The organism is Actinacidiphila oryziradicis (genome assembly GCF_005047355.1).
In the GTDB taxonomy this organism is placed as follows: domain Bacteria; phylum Actinomycetota; class Actinomycetes; order Streptomycetales; family Streptomycetaceae; genus Actinacidiphila; species Actinacidiphila oryziradicis.
Window position 1 is genome coordinate 1 of the sequence record NZ_SUMC01000030.1, and the last position, 16,990, is coordinate 16,990.

The 16,990-nt window shown below is 69.4% G+C and carries 14 protein-coding genes and 1 pseudogene; 11 read left to right on the forward strand and 4 right to left on the reverse strand.

The genetic code is table 11. The features are described 5' to 3' along the window. From FCI23_RS27465 to FCI23_RS27510, 10 genes and pseudogenes are all read left to right on the forward strand, one after another. Positions 1–697: pseudogene (locus FCI23_RS27465) on the forward strand (DNA polymerase III subunit gamma and tau); the annotation flags it as partial. Positions 698–818: 121 nt separating this feature from the next. Then, on the forward strand, positions 819–1,151 hold the full coding sequence (locus tag FCI23_RS27470; protein WP_136726630.1) for a YbaB/EbfC family nucleoid-associated protein: 333 nt from the start codon (positions 819–821) through the stop codon (positions 1,149–1,151). A gap of 53 nt (positions 1,152–1,204) precedes the next feature. Next, on the forward strand, positions 1,205–1,804 hold the full coding sequence (gene recR, locus FCI23_RS27475; RefSeq protein ID WP_136726631.1) for a recombination mediator RecR: 600 nt from the start codon (positions 1,205–1,207) through the stop codon (positions 1,802–1,804). Continuing rightward, positions 1,797–2,462 carry a DUF5063 domain-containing protein gene (locus FCI23_RS27480; RefSeq protein WP_136726632.1) on the forward strand — a complete coding sequence of 222 codons (666 nt, stop codon included), beginning with the start codon at positions 1,797–1,799 and terminating at the stop codon, positions 2,460–2,462. Before recR ends, FCI23_RS27480 begins: the two co-directional genes overlap by 8 nt. Positions 2,463–2,620: 158 nt before the next feature. Further along, the gene (locus FCI23_RS27485; protein ID WP_246144066.1) at positions 2,621–3,067 is read left to right on the forward strand and encodes a MarR family winged helix-turn-helix transcriptional regulator; all 447 of its coding nucleotides are present in this window, start codon (positions 2,621–2,623) and stop codon (positions 3,065–3,067) included. A 97-nt stretch (positions 3,068–3,164) separates the two neighbouring features. Then, complete coding sequence (locus FCI23_RS27490) at positions 3,165–4,355, forward strand: PP2C family protein-serine/threonine phosphatase (RefSeq protein ID WP_246144068.1); 1,191 nt, start codon at positions 3,165–3,167, stop codon at positions 4,353–4,355. Positions 4,356–4,514: 159 nt separating this feature from the next. Next, positions 4,515–5,786, forward strand: a complete 1,272-nt coding sequence (locus FCI23_RS27495) for an aspartate kinase (RefSeq protein WP_136726635.1) — start codon at positions 4,515–4,517, stop codon at positions 5,784–5,786. 391 nt (positions 5,787–6,177) lie between these two features. Beyond that, positions 6,178–6,744, forward strand: a complete 567-nt coding sequence (locus tag FCI23_RS27500; RefSeq protein WP_246144079.1) for a SigE family RNA polymerase sigma factor — start codon at positions 6,178–6,180, stop codon at positions 6,742–6,744. Further along, a complete protein-coding gene (locus FCI23_RS27505; protein ID WP_136726637.1) occupies positions 6,741–7,814 on the forward strand; it encodes a hypothetical protein in 1,074 nt (357 codons plus the stop codon). Before FCI23_RS27500 ends, FCI23_RS27505 begins: the two co-directional genes overlap by 4 nt. 51 nt (positions 7,815–7,865) lie before the next feature. Further along, positions 7,866–8,702 (forward strand): SURF1 family protein, encoded by an 837-nt coding sequence (locus tag FCI23_RS27510; protein WP_136726638.1) that lies wholly within the window; start codon positions 7,866–7,868, stop codon positions 8,700–8,702. 318 nt (positions 8,703–9,020) lie between these two features. Here the strand turns inward: FCI23_RS27510 and FCI23_RS27515 are convergent, their stop codons facing one another. Together FCI23_RS27515 and FCI23_RS27520 are read right to left on the reverse strand one after the other, a co-directional pair. Next, positions 9,021–10,799: a S9 family peptidase gene (locus FCI23_RS27515; protein ID WP_136726639.1), complete on the reverse strand. Its 1,779-nt coding sequence runs from the start codon at positions 10,797–10,799 to the stop codon at positions 9,021–9,023. Positions 10,800–10,876: 77 nt separating this feature from the next. Then, positions 10,877–11,083 (reverse strand): hypothetical protein, encoded by a 207-nt coding sequence (locus FCI23_RS27520; protein WP_136726640.1) that lies wholly within the window; start codon positions 11,081–11,083, stop codon positions 10,877–10,879. Between the two features lie 202 nt (positions 11,084–11,285). Between FCI23_RS27520 and FCI23_RS27525 the strand changes: the two genes are divergently transcribed. Continuing rightward, complete coding sequence (locus tag FCI23_RS27525; protein WP_136726641.1) at positions 11,286–12,527, forward strand: lactonase family protein; 1,242 nt, start codon at positions 11,286–11,288, stop codon at positions 12,525–12,527. Between the two features lie 88 nt (positions 12,528–12,615). Here FCI23_RS27525 and FCI23_RS27530 read toward each other — a convergent pair whose 3' ends face one another. Beyond that, entirely contained in the window at positions 12,616–13,677 is a 1,062-nt protein-coding gene (locus tag FCI23_RS27530; RefSeq protein WP_322973903.1) for an ATP-grasp domain-containing protein, read from the reverse strand. Between the two features lie 627 nt (positions 13,678–14,304). Then, entirely contained in the window at positions 14,305–16,662 is a 2,358-nt protein-coding gene (locus tag FCI23_RS27535) for an ATP-binding SpoIIE family protein phosphatase (RefSeq protein ID WP_136726643.1), read from the reverse strand. Between the last annotated feature and the right edge of the window lie 328 nt (positions 16,663–16,990).

The window sequence follows — 16,990 nt, forward strand, 5'->3', positions numbered from 1 at the left end:
GGCGCAGCGCCCGGGGGCGTGGCCGGGTGCCGGCGCTGCTGCGGCGCCGGTCGCGCAGCCCGCGCCGGCGGTGGCCGCGCCAACAGCGGCCGCACCGGCCGCGTCGGCCGTGGCCGGGGATGCGTCGCGGGTGCGGCAGATGTGGCCGGACATTTTGGAGGCGGTGAAGAACCGCCGCAGGTTCACATGGATATTGCTGAGCCAGAATGCGCAGGTCGTCGGCTTCGACGGGACGACGCTGCAAGTGGGCTTCTCGAACCCCGGCGCACGGGACAGCTTTGTGAACGGCGGCAGCGAGGACGTACTGAAGCAGGCGCTCAGCGATGCGCTGGGCGTGCAGTGGCGGGTCGAGTCGATTGTCGACCCGTCCGGCAACGGCAACGGCAACGGCAATGGCGGCGCCGGCAGCGGGGGAGCACCCGCTCCGCGCCAGGCCGCCCCCGTCGCCAGGGTCCAGGAGGCGCCGCCCCCGCCGCCTTCGCCCGCGCCTGCCGCCGCTGCCGCGCGCGCGGCGGTTCGGGTCGCGCCGCAGCAGGACGTCCCGCCGCCCCAGCCGGAGGCGGACGCGCCGCCGCCGATCGAGGACGACATTCCGGAGGAGGATGATCCGGATCTCGATGACACGGCGTTGACCGGTCATGACCTCATTGTGCGCGAGTTGGGTGCGACGGTGATCGAGGAAACGGCTAACGAGTAGCGAGCACAGGAACGGGTAGCGCACGTCGCCCGTTTACTGCGTATGGCGTAGGGCGCGCGACCGCTTGAGCACGTAGGCTCGCCCTACTCGAACCACGTAGTCGTACGGCAGGAGTGACGCAGTGATTCCCGGTGGCCAGCCCAACATGCAGCAGCTGCTCCAGCAGGCCCAGAAGATGCAGCAGGACCTGGCAGCGGCGCAGGAGGAACTGGCCGAGTCCGAGGTCGAGGGCAGTGCGGGCGGCGGCTTGGTGACGGCGACGGTGAGCGGGGCCGGCGAGCTCCGAGGGCTGGTAATCGACCCGAAAGCGGTCGATCCTGATGACACCGAGACACTCGCCGATCTGGTGGTCGCCGCGGTGCACAACGCGAACGCGGCAGCACAGGAGTTGCAGAAGCAGAAGCTCGGCCCGCTGACCCAGGGGCTGGGCGGCATGCCTGGCCTGCCGTTCTAAATTCGCCCGTCCCGGATATGCCTGTTCCGGGCTCTATCTAAGGAAGTCGCTCCGTGTACGAAGGCGTGGTTCAGGACCTCATCGACGAACTGGGCAGGTTGCCCGGCGTGGGGCCCAAGAGCGCGCAGCGGATCGCCTTCCACATCCTGCAGGCCGATCCCGCCGACGTACGCCGGCTGGCGCACACCCTCGCCGAGGTGAAGGCAAGGGTCCGCTTCTGCACCGTGTGCGGCAATGTCGCCGAGGGAGAGCAGTGCCGGGTCTGCCGGGACCCGCGCCGCGACCCCGCGGTGATCTGCGTGGTCGAGGAGTCGAAGGACGTCGTCGCGATCGAGCGCACCCGTGAGTTCCGCGGCAAGTACCACGTGCTGGGTGGCGCGATCAGCCCGATCGAGGGAGTGGGCCCGGACGATCTGCGGATACGGGAGCTGCTCACGCGCCTCGCGGACGGCACCGTCACCGAGCTGATTATTGCCACGGACCCGAATCTCGAGGGCGAGGCCACCGCCACGTATCTCGCGCGCATGATCAAACCCATGGGCCTGAAGGTCACCCGACTCGCCAGCGGTCTGCCGGTGGGGGGCGACTTGGAATACGCCGACGAGGTCACACTCGGCCGTGCCTTTGAGGGAAGGCGGCTCCTTGATGTCTGACAACGCACTGACCCCGGACGACTTCGCCGTGCAGATCGCGGACCAGATCGAGAGCTTCATCCTCTCGGTGCGGGAGGTCGCCAAGGGCGACGACCCGGACAGCGCGGTCCCGTACCTGCTGCTGGAGGTCTCCCAGCTGCTGCTGGCCGGCGGCCGGCTCGGCGCGCACGAGGACATTGTCCCGGACGAGCGCTACGAGCCGGATATCGGCCCGGAGCCGGACGCGGACGAACTGCGGCAGCGGCTGGCGGCGCTGCTGGAGCCGATCGATGTCTATTCCGAGGTCTTCGACCCGTACGTGCCGCGCAGCACGCCGGTCGCGTGCCGGATCTCGGACGACCTGGCCGATGTGGTGACGGATCTGGCTCACGGGCTGGCGCATTTCCGCGAGGGGCGGGTGAGCGAGGCGCTGTGGTGGTGGCAGTTCTCCTATCTGTCGAACTGGGGCTCCACGGCGTCCGCCAGTCTGCGCGCGCTGCAGTCGCTGGTCGCCCACGTGCGGCTGGACAGCCCGCTGGACGCGCTGGACGGGCTGGACACGGACGATTCGGCCGGTGACGAGGAGCAGCTGGCGAAGGAGGCGGGCCGGGTGATGGCCGCCGAGATCGCCGGCCCGCTCGGTCTGCGCCAGGGCCAGGGTCAGAGCCGCCGGGGGTAGGGCCCCCGGCGAGCGCCCCCAGCGCACCCGCCGGAATTCCGGGGCGGGGCCCGATCCTGTGACCCGGCGCTGACAGGCGGCGCCGGGCGTGACAAAGTTGAGCGATGCAGTCCGGACGCCCCTCGCACTCGCAAGAGCCGGCGATGACCGCTTCCGAAGTGACGGATCTGCTGGCGGTCCTGTGGGGCAAGGCCCGGGCGAAGGCTCCGGCCGGGCCGATCTCGCCGTCGCAGCTGCGCGCGCTCCTCGCGATTGAGCGCAGGCAGGGCAGCAATCTGCGGGCATTGGGCGAGGCGCTCGAATCGAGCCCCCCCGCCACGAGCCGGTTGTGTGATCGGCTGGAGGCGGCGGGCCTGGTTGAGCGCTCCACGAGTCCGGCGAGCCGCCGCGAGGTGGAACTGCATCTGAGCAGGCAGGGACAGGAACTGCTCGACGAGGTACGTGACCACCAGGTGCGTGAGATCCGTAAGGTGCTCGAGATCATGCCTCCCGACGCCCTTGCACATCTCACCAAGGGGCTGGTCGCCTTCCGCGACGCGGCCGCGGCGGTGGATGACACGGCGGACGCTGACACAAGCGGGATACGAGCAGAGCGATCTGCTTGAGGCCCGGACGGTATGGGCGACGGGGTGGCCGGGCAGCCTGCCCGTATCCGACGGTGAAGCGTTACGCTGTTCGATTCCGTACAAACTGACAAAGAAGGTGCGACCCACAGTGAAGAACTTCCTGGCCGTGGAGCGCGCCGTGCGCACCGCCCCGCCACATGACCTCAGCGGCACAGCACGTGCCGCGCTGATCGAGCATTACGAGGCCACCGGCATGGAGCTGCTGATGGCCGACTACAGCCTCTCGGTCCTCGTCCCGGTCACCGCTCCGCCCGACGCCGCGGAGCCGTTGTCCATGCACACCAGTCCGGAGGGCCGCGCTTTCGGCAGCCAGGAGCCGTACGGACGGCATGCGACCCGCGACGGCACCGTTGACCTGCATCTGCCGGTGACCGTCCGCGGAGACAGGCTCGGGATCCTCACTGTGCGACTGCCCGAGCACAGGTGCACCCCGCAGTCCATCGAGGAACTCACCGAACTCGCGGAACTCATCGGACACGCGATCATCGTCGCCGAGCGTGACACCGATGTCTTCCTCCAGGCCTGCCGCGCCAGCCGCCTCACGCTCGCGGCCGAAATGCAGTGGCAGCTGCTGCCCGGCCGGGCATGCTCCCGCCCGGAGTACGCCATCGGAGGACAGCTGGAGCCCGCCTACGCCATTTACGGCGACAACTTCGACTGGGCCACCACCGGCGACTCCCTCACCCTCACCATCACCAACGGAATGGGCGAGGGAATCCAGGCCTCCCTCCTCACCAACCTCGCGGTGAACGCGCTGCGCAACGCCCGCCGCGCCGGGATCGGGATCACCGACCAGGCGGCCTTGGCCGACCAGGCCCTCTACGGGCAGTACAAGGGCGCGCAGTACGTCTCGACCCTGCTGCTCTCCTTCGAGCTGGCCACCGGGCACGTCCAACTGGTGGATGCCGGGTCCCCCCAGCTGTGGCGGCAACGCGACAGGACCATTGAGCGCGTCGCCTTCGAGGAGCAACTGCCGCTCGGCATGTTCGACGAATCCTCCTACACCGCCGAGGAGTTCCGTGCTCTCCCCGGTGACCGGTTGATCTTCGTCAGTGACGGCGTCTACGCCGCGGTCTCCGAGGCCGGAGAGGCGTACGGCGATCGGGCACTGGGCCGTGCCATCCAGGCCACCCGTCTGTTGCCCGCTGCCTCGGTCCCTCGCGCCGTCCTCCAGGAACTCGCCCTTCACCGCAACGCCGAGCCCGCCGACGACGCCGCGGTCGTCTGCCTGGACTGGTTCGGCCGCAGCGACGACCGAGCGGACTGACCTGGCCGGCAGGGTCTGCCGGGGAATGGGCGGGAAGTGGCACATCTGTTTCATTCAGTGGTCTTGATGTCTCACTATGTGGTAATGAGGCGACGTCTCAGAGTCGCTCGTTAGACTGAGTCGATCGCAGTACCGCAGTACACATCTTGAGGAGCGCACGTGGGCCTTGTCGTGCAGAAGTACGGCGGCTCCTCCGTCGCCGATGCCGATGGCATCAAGCGTGTCGCCAAGCGGATCGTCGATGCCAAGAAGACCGGCCACCAGGTCGTTGTCGTGGTGTCGGCGATGGGCGACACGACGGACGAGCTGATCGATCTCGCCCAGCAGGTATCGCCGATCCCCGCCGGGCGGGAGTTCGACATGCTGCTGACCGCCGGTGAGCGGATCGCCATGGCGCTGCTCGCGATGGCGATCAAAAACCTCGGCCATGAAGCGCAGTCGTTCACCGGCAGCCAGGCCGGGGTCATCACCGACTCGGTCCACAACAAGGCCCGCATCATCGATGTCACGCCGGGCCGGATCCGTACCGCCCTCGACCAGGGCAACATCGCGATCGTGGCCGGCTTCCAGGGCGTGTCCCAGGACAGCAAGGACATCACCACCCTCGGCCGTGGCGGCTCCGACACCACGGCCGTGGCGCTGGCGGCGGCCCTGGACGCCGGGGTCTGCGAGATCTACACCGATGTGGACGGCGTGTTCACCGCCGACCCACGAGTGGTGAAGAAGGCCCGGAAGATCGACTGGATCTCTTCCGAGGACATGCTGGAGCTGGCCAGCTCCGGCTCCAAAGTGCTGCTGCACCGCTGCGTCGAATACGCACGCCGCTACAACATCCCGATCCACGTCCGGTCGTCGTTCTCCGGCCTCCAGGGCACCTGGGTCAGCAACGCGCCGCGAAAGGACCAGACGGTGGAGCACGCGATCATCTCCGGAGTCGCCCACGACACGTCCGAGGCGAAGGTCACGGTCGTCGGCGTGCCGGACAAGCCGGGCGAGGCCGCCGTGATCTTCCGGACGATCGCGGATGCCCAGGTCAACATCGACATGGTGGTGCAGAATGTGTCGGCCGCCGCCACTGGCCTCACGGACATTTCGTTCACCCTGCCCAAGGACGAGGGCCGCAAGGCGATCGACGCCCTGGAGCGCAACCGCAGCGCCATCGGCTTCCAGTCGCTGCGCTACGACGACCAGATCGCGAAGATCTCGCTGGTCGGCGCCGGCATGAAGACCAACCCGGGGGTTACCGCCCAGTTCTTCGAGGCGCTGTCGAACGCCGGGGTCAACATCGAGCTCATCTCGACCTCCGAGATCCGCATCTCCGTCGTCACGCGGGCCGATGACGTCAAGGAGGCCGTGCAGGCGGTCCATTCGGCCTTCGGCCTGGACAGCGCGGGCGACGAAGCCGTCGTCTACGGCGGAACCGGTCGTTGAACAGCGAATATGTGACGTAATCCGTGGTCTGGACCACTTGATCAGATGTCCGGGTCCGTCAGACAATTTTGCTCCCTGCCTACCGCAACCGGCGGTAGGCAGGGAGCGTCTTTGTGTCAGCGCACTGTCCTAATGTGCTGCGCACGGGGGCGCGGGCGTTCAGGTGTACACACGCACAACAACGCCGGCGAAATTAGGGCATTGGGAAAGAGTTGGTACGCATGGGGATATTGGCTACACCGCCAAAAGCGGTGCCTTCCGCGTACAACCCTGACGGGGGGACGCGTGTCCAACAGGCGTGGCAGAGGCACTTGGTATCGAAGCGGCGTTCGGGCGGAGCAGCGCCCCGGCACGGCCGTACGGTCGCCGGCCGGCCCGCAATACCGGCGGTATGCCGGTGATCGCCCCCTGGCCGGTCGTGCGAGCGCCCTCCGACCGCGGGGACGCTGACGCCACGATGTCTGTGGGAACCACAGTCGACCACCTCACCGAGACCTACCGGGCCCACTACCGCTCCCTGCTCGGCCTCGCCGCACTGCTTCTCGACGACACCGCTTCCTGCGAGGACGTCGTCCAGGAAGCCTTCATCCGGGTGCACTCCGCCCGGAACAGAGTCCGGGACCCGGAGAAGACCCTCGCCTACCTCCGGCAGACCGTCGTCAACCTCTCCCGCTCCGCCCTCCGCCGCCGCATACTCGGGCTGCGGCTGCTCTCCAAGCCGATGCCCGACATGGCCAGCGCGGAAGAGGGCGCGTACGAGATTCTCGAACGCGACGAGCTCAAAACCGCCATGCGGAAGCTCCAGCGGCGCCAGCGCGAGGTCCTTGTGCTGCGCTACTTCGCCGACATGACCGAGGCTCAGGTGGCGGAGACACTCGGTGTCTCCATAGGGTCGGTCAAGGCGTACGGCTCCCGCGGCCTGGCGGCGCTCCGCGTCGCCATGGAGGCCACGGCATGAACACCCCAGACTTCCCTCACGGCATGGATCCACAGAACCCAGAACGCGACGACGACAGCACCATCCGCATGGGGACGAGCAGTTCCGAGGAGAACCTCAGTCCCGACGAGCAGGCCCTGCGCCGGCTTATGAAGGCCGCCGTCCAGGGCATCGAGCCCACCCCCGACGCCCTTCACCACCTGCGCCGCGCGGTCCCGGCCCGCCGGGCTCACCGCCGCCAGCTCATGGCCGGTGCCGTGGCGGCCGGACTGCTGGCGATCGCCGCCGTACCGGCCGCACTGCACGCCGCGAACACGTCGGGCTCGGCCAACAGCGACACGGCCAACGCCTCCAGCTCCCACAGCAACGGCGGCGGGGGCGGTGCCAAGGGCGATAACGGCAAGGCCGATTCCGGCAGGCCCGCCGGCTCCGTCAGCGATGGCGGCAAGCAGAGCGGCGGCAGGAAGACCAGCACCGCCTTGCCCTCCGCAGCCACCGTCACAAAGGGCGGCGCGGGCGGCCCCAGCCCGACGAGCACGATCGGCGCCGTCGCCGTCCATGCCTGCACCAGCGGCGACTTCGGCAAGCCCCTCAGTTACGCCGGCAGCGCCGCCTCCGACGGCACCGTCTACGGCTGGTTCAAGCTCTCCAACATCTCCAGCACCGCCTGCACCATCGCCGGCGCCGGCTCCGTCACCGCCGTAGCGCAAGGGAGCGCGGATCCCACCCGCATCTCGGTCGTCGACCACACCGCGGGCGACCCGGCCACCGGGCTTCCCAACGGCTCCGTCAAATCCCTGGTCCTCGCGTCCGGCCAGGCCTACGAGGTGCAGTTCGCCTGGATCCCGGCCTCCGGCGGCGGCACCACCGGCTGTCAACCCACCACGACGCCGACGCCCACCGACACGCCCACCGACGGCACGTCGACGACCTCCGGCTCCACGGCCGGCAGCACCGCCACCGCCACCACCGCGCCCGCCAGCATCGTCCTCACCGACACCTCGGCGCCCGCCACCGCCGCCGCCTCCGTCACCCTCGCCGACGCCTGCGCCGGCACCGTCTACAAGACGGGCGTCCTCAACGCGACGTAACCGGACGGGGGCGGGTCCGGACTCCGCGCGCGCCCCCCGTACCGTTGAGGGGTGTACCGGTTCCTGCTGACCCCGCGCTGGCTGGCCGGCCATCTCTTCGTAGTGGCCGCCGTCCTCTTCTGCACCTTCATGGGCAGCTGGCAGCTCAGCCGCTTCGAGGCCCGCGTCAACAGCCAGCACCAGGCCGAATCGGTGACCTCCAAGGCCGCCACAGCCAAGCCGGTGCCCCTCGCCTCCGTCCTGCCGGGCGTGCAGTCGGCCGTCACCACCGTCTCCTCCGGCCGCACCATCACCGCCACCGGCCACTACGACACCGCCGCCGCCCACCAGCTCCTCGTCCCCGACCGCGCCATGGGCAACCGGACCGGCTTCTACGTCCTGACCCTCCTCCGCGTAGACGGCGGCGCGGCCCTCCCCGTCGTACGCGGCTGGCTCCCCGGCAACCCCTCATCCGCCTCCGCGTCCGCCGTGCCGGCCGCCCCTTCCGGCCCCGTCACCGTCACCGGCGCCCTCCAGGCCCCGGAAAGCGTCGGCACCACCGGCGTCAACGCCAGCGGCGGCCTCCCCGCCGGCCAGCTCGGCATGATCAGCGCAGCCTCGCTGATCAACCTCGTACCGTACGACGTCTACAGCGCCTGGATCACCCAGACGACCGGCATCGCCGCCCCCATGAAAGCCGTCCCGCCCGCCGCCCCCGCCAACACCGGCCTCGACCTCAAGGCCTTCCAGAACCTCGGCTACACCGGTGAGTGGTTCGTCTTCGCGGGCTTCCCCGTCTTCATGTGGTTCCGCCTTGCGCGCCGCGAGGCAGAGGACCAACGTGACGCTGCGTTGGGCCTTGCCCCGGTTGACGCCGCGCCGCAGCCGGCGACTGCCGCCCCCCGCTGACCCCGTGCCGGGCGCCTCCGGCGCGGGTTGCGTTTGCCCTGCCGGGTGCCTCCGGCGCGGTTCCATCCCGCCGCGGTGTCCTCAAGCGCCGGACGGGCTGGGTTTGTCCGGCCGGACCGGCGTGGCTGGATTGCCCCGGCTGCTGGTGTGCGGGTTCCGCCCGCTCTGCCGGTGCGACGGTTCCTCCCCCAGCGGTAGCTGGGGGAGGCTCGGCAACCCCGGTGCCGGGCAACGCGACGCAGCCGGGACCGGCCCGCGGAGCGGTGCGAGGGCGGCACCCGGCGCCGGGGGCACCCGGCGCCCCCTGGACGCGCGGCGTCAGCCGCCCAGGTGTCGCTCCACGAAAGCCAGCTCCAAGCGCAACTGCTTGATCCGCTCGTCCACGACCAGTGACCCATGCCCGGCGTCGTACCGGTACACCTCGTGCACTTTGCCGAGTTCTTCCAGCTGCCCGGCGTAATTGTCGATCTGCCGGATCGGGCAGCGCGGGTCGTTCAGCCCGGCGCTGATGTACACCGGAGCCCGTACCTTCCCCACGTACGTGATCGGCGACGACGCCTCGAACCGCTCCGGCACCTCCTGCGGCGACCCGCCGAACAGCGTGCGGTCCAGCGCCTTGAGCGCCTCCATTTCGTCCTCGTACGCGGCGACATAGTCCGCGACAGGCACCGCGGCGAGCCCCACCGCCCACGCCTCCGGCTGGGTGCCCATTCCCAGCAGCGTCAGGAATCCGCCCCACGAGCCGCCGGCCAGTACCAGCTTCGCCGGATCGGCGAGCCCGGAGTCGATGGCCCACTCCCTGACCGCCGCGATGTCCTCCAGCTCGATCAGCCCGACCCGGTGCTTCAGCGCGTCCGTCCAATCGCGCCCGTACCCGGTGGAGCCGCGGTAGTTGACCCGTACGACCGCGAACCCGTGGTCCACCCAGGCCGCCGGACCGGCCGCGAACGCGTCGGAGTCGTGCCAGGCCGGGCCGCCGTGGATTTCGAAGACCGTCGGGAACGGCCCGGTCCCCTCGGGCTTCTGCACGAGCGCGTGCACCGTGCCGCCCGGCCCCTTGACCCACGCGTCCTCCACCGGCACGGAATCCGGCGCCGCGAGCCCCGGCGCCTCAAGCACCGTCTCGCCCGTGGTGGACCGCACCACCTGCGGCAGCGCCGCGGACGACCACAGGAACTCCACCGTCCCGTCCGGCCGCGCCGTCGCACCGCTGACCGACCCGGCGGGCGTGTCGAGCTGGGTCAGCTCACGGCTGCCGAGCTCGTACCGGAAGAGCTCGCTCCTGGCCCGGTACGAGTGCGCCACCAGCAGCGCCGAGCCGTCCGGGTACCACTCCGCGCCGACATCCCCCGGCAGATCGATCCCGAGCGCGGTCTCCTCGCCGGTCGCCACATCCCATATGAACGGCTCCCAGCGCCCGCGCCGCTGGTGCGCCGCCAGCAGCCGCGTATCTCCCGCCACAGGAGCAAACCCGAGGCACTCCAGACCCAACTCCACGGTGCCGCCCCGGCTGTCGTCCAGCTCGGTCACCGTAGAGCCGTCCAGCAGCACCACTCGCAGGGAGGAGTGCATCGCATCCCCGTGCTCGGTGTGCTCGATGACGATGAGCGTCCCGTCCTCCGACAGGTCGCCGACCCCGCCCGACTCGGCGTGCCGGTAGATCTCCACCGGCTCGCTCCCGGGGCGCGCCACATGGATCGTCGTCCCGTCCTCGTCCGTGGACCGCCCCACCACCGCTGTCCCGTCGCGCCCCAGCGCCAGCCCCGCCGGATAGGACGCGGGCAGCCCCGGCACCGCGACCTCGTCAGGTCCGCCGCCGAACGGCTGCCGCTGCCATACCCCGAACTCGTCCCCGTCGGTGTCGGCGAACCACCACACCCACTCCCCGTCCGGTGTCAGCGTCCCGTCCGACGTGCCTTTCGGCCGGTCCGTGACCTGCCGCTGTTCACCGGTCGTCCGGTCCCACGCATACAGCTCGAAGGTCCCCGTCGCGTTGGACACGAAGAGGCTGCGCTCCGGGGCGTCCTGCGCCCACTCGGGGAGTCCGACGCGCGGCGCCCGGAATCGCTTCTCCCAGTCAGGAATTGAAATGCTCATCCACCTATCGTCCCGTACCGCCCCGGCCGATGGACGGTCACCCGGAACACCGGCACATCCGCGGCGGCTTCGGCTCGCTACAGCTTGTGTGCCAGCTCCTCGGACAGGGTCCGCGTCCACCTGGCGAGTTCCTCGCGGTGGTGGACCTGTCCCTCGCAGAGCGCGCTCACCTGCGAATCCGTGATCTTGTTGGGACCCCGCATGCCGAGCAGGTCCGACATCTCCTTGAGTACCCACGCGAGCCGCTCCGCATCCGCGTGGCCGAGCGTAACCGATCCGGCCATGGGCAACCTCCTCACCTGCCCTTTTAACCGTACGCCGGTGAGTGCGCGGTTGCAGGCGGACCGCGCCCCGGCCGGGGGTCGCCCCGGCTCCGCCGGGTACGTGGAGATTCTTACGAGACTCTGACGCCACCGCCGATCACCTCCCTTCCCGTCGCCCCACTGACCACTGTGGTGCCATCCGCAGACAAGCACGGAGGCACTCGTGAGCAGCAAGCACAAGTCGAGGACCAAGCGCCACTTCACCCTGGCCGGGGCCGGCATCCTGGCGGCGGTGGCAGCGGTGGCCACGGTCACCGTGGCATCGGCCAGCCAGGAGAAGCCCGGCCAGGAGAGGCTCAGCCAGGAGAGGCTCAGCCAGGCGGAGCCGCGCATGGCGCAGGCGGGGAACGCCGTCTTCGTCCAGGGAAACGAGCTGGGCGGCAACACCGTCCACGCCTTCAAACGTGCCGCCGACGGCGCTCTCGCCGAAGCCGGCACCTATTCCACCGGCGGGCTCGGCGGCAGCCAGATCAACGCCCCCACCGACTCGCTCGCCTCCCAGGGCTCCCTCGTCCACGACCGGCGCTCCGGCCTGCTCCTGGCTGTCAACGCGGGCAGCAACACGGTCACGGCCTTCCACGCCGCAGGTGTCAAGCTCACCGCACGCCAAGTCATCGCATCCGGCGGTGACTTCCCCTCCAGCATCACGGTCTCCGGCAAGCTCGCCTACGTACTCGACGCGGGCGGCACCGGCACCATCCAGGGCTACCGCATCACCAAGGACGGCCTGACCCCCCTCACCGGATCCAGCCGTTCCCTCGGCCTGGCCAACAAGGCGGTCCCGCTCTTCTCCAGCTCCCCGGGCCAGATCGCCTTCACCCCGGACGGCCACGACCTCGTCGTCACGACCAAGTCCGCGAACATCGTCGAGGTTTTTCCGCTGGCCAACGACGGCACCCCCGCCACCGCCAAGCCCGTCTCCACCCCCTCCGCCGGTGCTGTCCCCTTCGCCATCACCTTCGACCGCCGCGACCACCTCCTGATCGGGGAGGCCGGGAAATCAACCGTCACCACCTATCAGGTGCGCCGCGACGGCAGCCTCAAGGTCCTCCAGGCCCCGCTCACCAACGGCCAGCAGGTCCTCTGCTGGCTGGAGCGCGCCGGAAAATTCTTCTACGGCGGCAATACCGGAAACTCCACCGTCTCCGGCTACGTCCAGGACAAGCACGGCAAACTCGCCCTCAGCAACGAGGCCGGTATCGCCGCCGCCCCCTCTCCGCAGTCCCAGGGGGTCATCGACCTCGCCGTCACCCCCGACGCCAAGTTCCTCTATGTCCAGAACGCCACCTCCGGCACCATCGACGGCTTCCGCGTCGGCCGCACCGGCGCTCTCACCAAGGTCGCCACCACGACGGGCCTCCCGGCCTTCGGCAAGTCCGGCATGGAGGGCATCGTCGCGGACTGACCGCCGGCCGGGGAAGCAGGAATCCCGCCCGTCGGGGGAGACAGGCGGGATGCCGGCGCGCGCAGGGGCTGGTCGTCAGCGGTGCGGGTCACTGGACCAGGTGGGCCCCGGCAGGCATGCGGGCGGGCTCGATCTCGGTCGCGGTTTCGGTGATCGCGACACGACCGCCCAGGCGGGGTACGACGAGAGGGCCGGGGTCGCCGTGGAGAATGAGGCGGACGGCTGCCCAGTAGAGGTTGACGCCGGTGAAGGCGGTCTGGAAGAGCCCGGCGGAGGGCCGGGGGTTGGCTTCGAGGAGAACCGGCCGGCCGTGCCAATGGCGCAACTGGACGTTGGAGAGATAGGCGAGCTCGAAGTGGCTGACGAGGCGGTGTGCGATGGCGGTGAGTGCGGGATCGTCCAGCAGGAAGCGATAGCGGCCGTGCTTGGAGCGGGCGATGCTGGCGACCATTGCGCCGCCGGGGGCGGAGAGGCAGTCGATGCTGATTTCCGGGCCGTCGAGATAGGGCATCACGATGAATTCGGGAACGGTGCCATCCTCATCGATGGCGTGCTGCATCGCGTTGGCCACTGCGTCAACGGTGGCCACCGGTCGGGGGGCTGCGAGCAGATCCTTCACCCGCAGCGGACGGTCGTCGAGGATACGGAAGCCGAAGGCGGAGAACTCCCCGGCAGGTTTGATGCAAACGGTCTCGCTGACCTGCGAGATCTCCTTCACCGCTGAGCGCAGCCCGTCGGCATCGGAGACGATCCGCCAGTCGGGCACCGGGATGCCGGCCGCGCGGGCGGCCTCGTAGGTGCGTCCTTTGCTGGTCAGTACGGACACGACGGGAGCCGGCGAGCTCATGAGTTTGGTGCCGGCCTCCGCGAAGGCGTCGGTGTGGGGGGCGAGGGCGTCAAGGCGGCGGGGCGGGATGAGTACGTCAATGGCATGCCGACGGCAGAAGTCCAGGGCGAATTCTGCGTAGGCCTCGTTGCTGACCAGGCGGGGCTCGGTAGCGCTCACGTCGAAGGCCGTGAGGGCCGGGGCATCCGGGTCGACGTTGGTGCCGTAGACGCGGACCGGGGTGCCATCGGGATTGTCCCTCAGCATCCGGATGACCTGGGTCGTGGCGACCCCCGCGCTGCTGAGCCAGATGCGAATGGCTATAGCGGGCTCCTTTCGGGCCGAGTTTGTGTGTGAAGCGGATCATAGCCCCGACATGTTGCCTGGCCTGTTCGGCTACGTCTCATTCAGCCCCCGTCCCATCCCACTCAAGTCCGCGCGGATGCCAAAACCCGCGCAAAGCCAGTAGTTGGCGCATTACGGATCGGAAGCGCCCATACGGGCGGCTGGGGGGTTATCTCTTGACGCACTTCAAGATGGACATGAGCACGAGCATGTACATGTGAATTAGAGGCCGCGCGAATAGGTGGGGCGGGTGAAGGAGCGGGGCGAGGGGCAAGTCTGGCAAGGCGGAGGTGGGGGCACCTCCTGGGGGCACCTCCCGGCCGAAGGCTGGGGGAGGTAGCTGGGGGTGGGGGCACCTCCCGGCCGAAGGCTGGGGGCGAGGCGACGCGATGGGGGTGCCCCCTGCTCGAGCGGAGCCGAGAGCTTGGTGGGGGCACCTCCCGGACGGAGTCTGGGGGAGAGTCGTCGACCGACACCGACGGCAACACTTCCAGGCGCCCCCGCCGACGGAGTCGGCTGATGTCACAGCTCGGCACGCGACGCCGCCCCACCTATTCGCGCGGCCTCTAAATGGCCGAGCACCCCCTGGCCCGAACCGGCGGGCCCTCACCTGGTCGTCGAATGGTCTTCGGCGAGCGGCTGCTCACACCAGATCGTCTTGCCCTCGCGGCTGTGCCGGGTGCCCCAGCGCCGGGTCAGCTGGGCCACGAGAAGCAGACCGCGTCCGCCTTCGTCGAAGACACGGGTACGGCGCATGTGCGGAGCGGTGCTGCTGGCGTCGGAAACCTCGCAGATCAAGGCGGTGTCCTTGATCAGGCGCAGCTGGATGGGCGTAGCCCCGTAGCGGATGGCGTTGGTGACCAGTTCGCTCACCACCAGCTCGGTGACGAAGCCCATACCTTCCAGCCCCCAGGTCTCCAGCCGGCGGGAGGCCCAGGAGCGGGTGTCGGCGACGACAGCTGGATCGGCCGGCACGTCCATGATGGCGACCCGGTCCTCGTGCAGGGCATGGGTGCGGGCGATCAGCAGGGCTACGTCATCGCTGGGGTGCTCCGGCAGCAGCGCGTCGAGTACGGCGTCGCAGCGTTCCGCCAGTGAGGTGGCGGGCCTGGCAAGGGCACGGCCGAGCTGCTCGAGACCCTCATCGATGTCCCCGCCGCGAGAGCTGATCAGGCCATCGGTGTACAGGACGATCTCGCTCCCGTCCGGCAGTTCCAGCTCGGAGGTCTCGAAGGGCAGACCGCCCAGGCCCAGCGGAGGACCGGGAGCCACATGGGGGAAGACGATGGTGCCGTCCGGGGTGAGGACAACCGGCGGGGGATGGCCGGCGCAGGCGAAGGAGCAGTTGCGGGTGATGGGGTTGTACACCGCATACATGCAGGTCGCCGTGGTGTCCGAGGTGCGCGCCTCTCCAGGGTCGGTGACCTCTACGGCGTCGTGGTGGGTGACCAGGTCGTCCAGATGAGTGAGCAGCTCGTCGGGGGGCAGGTCCACATCGGCGAGAGTGCGTACTGCGGTGCGCAGGCCGCACATGGTGGCGGCGGCGTGGATGCCGTGGCCGACCACGTCGCCGACCACCAGGGCGAGCCGGGCGCCCGACAGAGCGATCACATCGAACCAATCGCCACCGACGCCGAACTCGGAGCTTGCCGGCAGATACCGGAAGGCGGCCTCCAATGAGGGCCGCCAGGGAAGCTGCTTGGGGAGCAGGCTGCGCTGGAGTGCGAGGGCAGCGGTGTGCTCCCGGGTGAAGCGACGGGCATTGTCCAGACAGACCGCGGCCCGGGTCACCAGTTCCTCGGCGAGGACAAGATCCTCCTGTTCGAACGGCTCGTTCGGCCACGATCGGCAGAATACCGTCACACCCAGGGTCACCCCTCGTGCGCATACCGGTACAAACAGCCACGAGTGGAAGCCGTACCGTTCGGACGTCTCGGCGCGGGCCGGATCGTTCGCGAACCACTGGACGACGTTTGAGTCCATGGCCCGGAGCAGCAAAGGGCGGCCCGAGGCCAGGCAGCGGGCCGGGGGTGTCTGCCCCGGGTAGACGTCAACCTCCCCCACTTCGGCCAAGGCCTCGGGGGCACCTTCGTTGACAGACCGATGAGCCATGCGGCGCAGCCTGGCACCAGCGGTGACCGGGCCGGGCTCGTCGCCGTGGAGCAGGGGCTCGAGCAGGTCGACGCTGATGAAGTCGGCGAGCCGGGGGACGGCGACGTCGGCCAGTTCCTGCGCGGTCCCCCTCAGGTCCAGAGTGCTCCCGATGTGCATGCTGGCCTCGTTCAAGATGGCGAGCCGCTCCCTGTAGCGGTGCTGCTTGGTGACATCGTGAGCGGTGGCGCACACGCCGAGCGACTGTCCGGCCCGGCCGCGCAGCGGGGATGCGGTGGCCGAAAAGATGTGGTCATGGTCCGGGTCGGCCGGGGTGCGCCCGCGGATGGTGAAGGCGGCCGTCGCGAAGCCGGTGTCCATCGCCTCGCGCAGGTGCCTTTCCAAATGGTCGACGTCCGGGCCGGTCAGGACATCCTGCGGCTGTCGTACCCGGCGCTCCTGCTGCGACGTGCCGATCATGCGATTCATCGCGGTGTTCTGCCATACCCACCGCATATGTGTGTCGTAGACGGCGAGAGCGATCGGTGAGCCGCTGAACAGCCAGTCCAGCATGGCCTGCCCGTTCTGGGACGCGAAGGATTCCTCCGGCTCGGTCACCATCAGCAGCCACTGGCGGTCGCCGCGGTGGGAAAGGGCGTACGCCTGTGCGGGCAGTGTCAGGAGACGATGGTCCGCGTGCCGCACTGTCAGCTCGCCGCTCCACCCGTCCCGGACTGCTGAGAGCGCCCTGTCGCCAGAGGCGAGGATGCGGGCCACCGGCTGTCCCACGACCTGTCCGGCGAGATAGCCCAGCAGCAGGTGAGCGCCGGGGCTCCAGCCTGTCACCGTGCCCGCTTCATCGACTGTGATCATGGCGGCTCGCGGAGTGCCGACGGGGGTCGCCGGAAGCTGATCGCGTTCACTCCGGAAGGCATCGAAGCCGCTCATCGCTGTTTGCCTCGCTTCGGCGGGACCCTTCATTCGTTCTCCGCGAGCCACGTCCTAGTCCAAGAATGGTCCCCCGCGAAGACACAAGCAAATGTCCGGTTTCGCCTCCTCCGGCCGGCCCCGGACGTGCACCTCAGCTGGCTGCCAAGATAGCTCCGGGGCTGGTCACCAGGGGGACCTCATCTCTGTCATGATCGACGTCCGAAGGGCCCCAGTCCCTGTACTCGCCGGCGGCAGGGACGGCTTCGCGCCT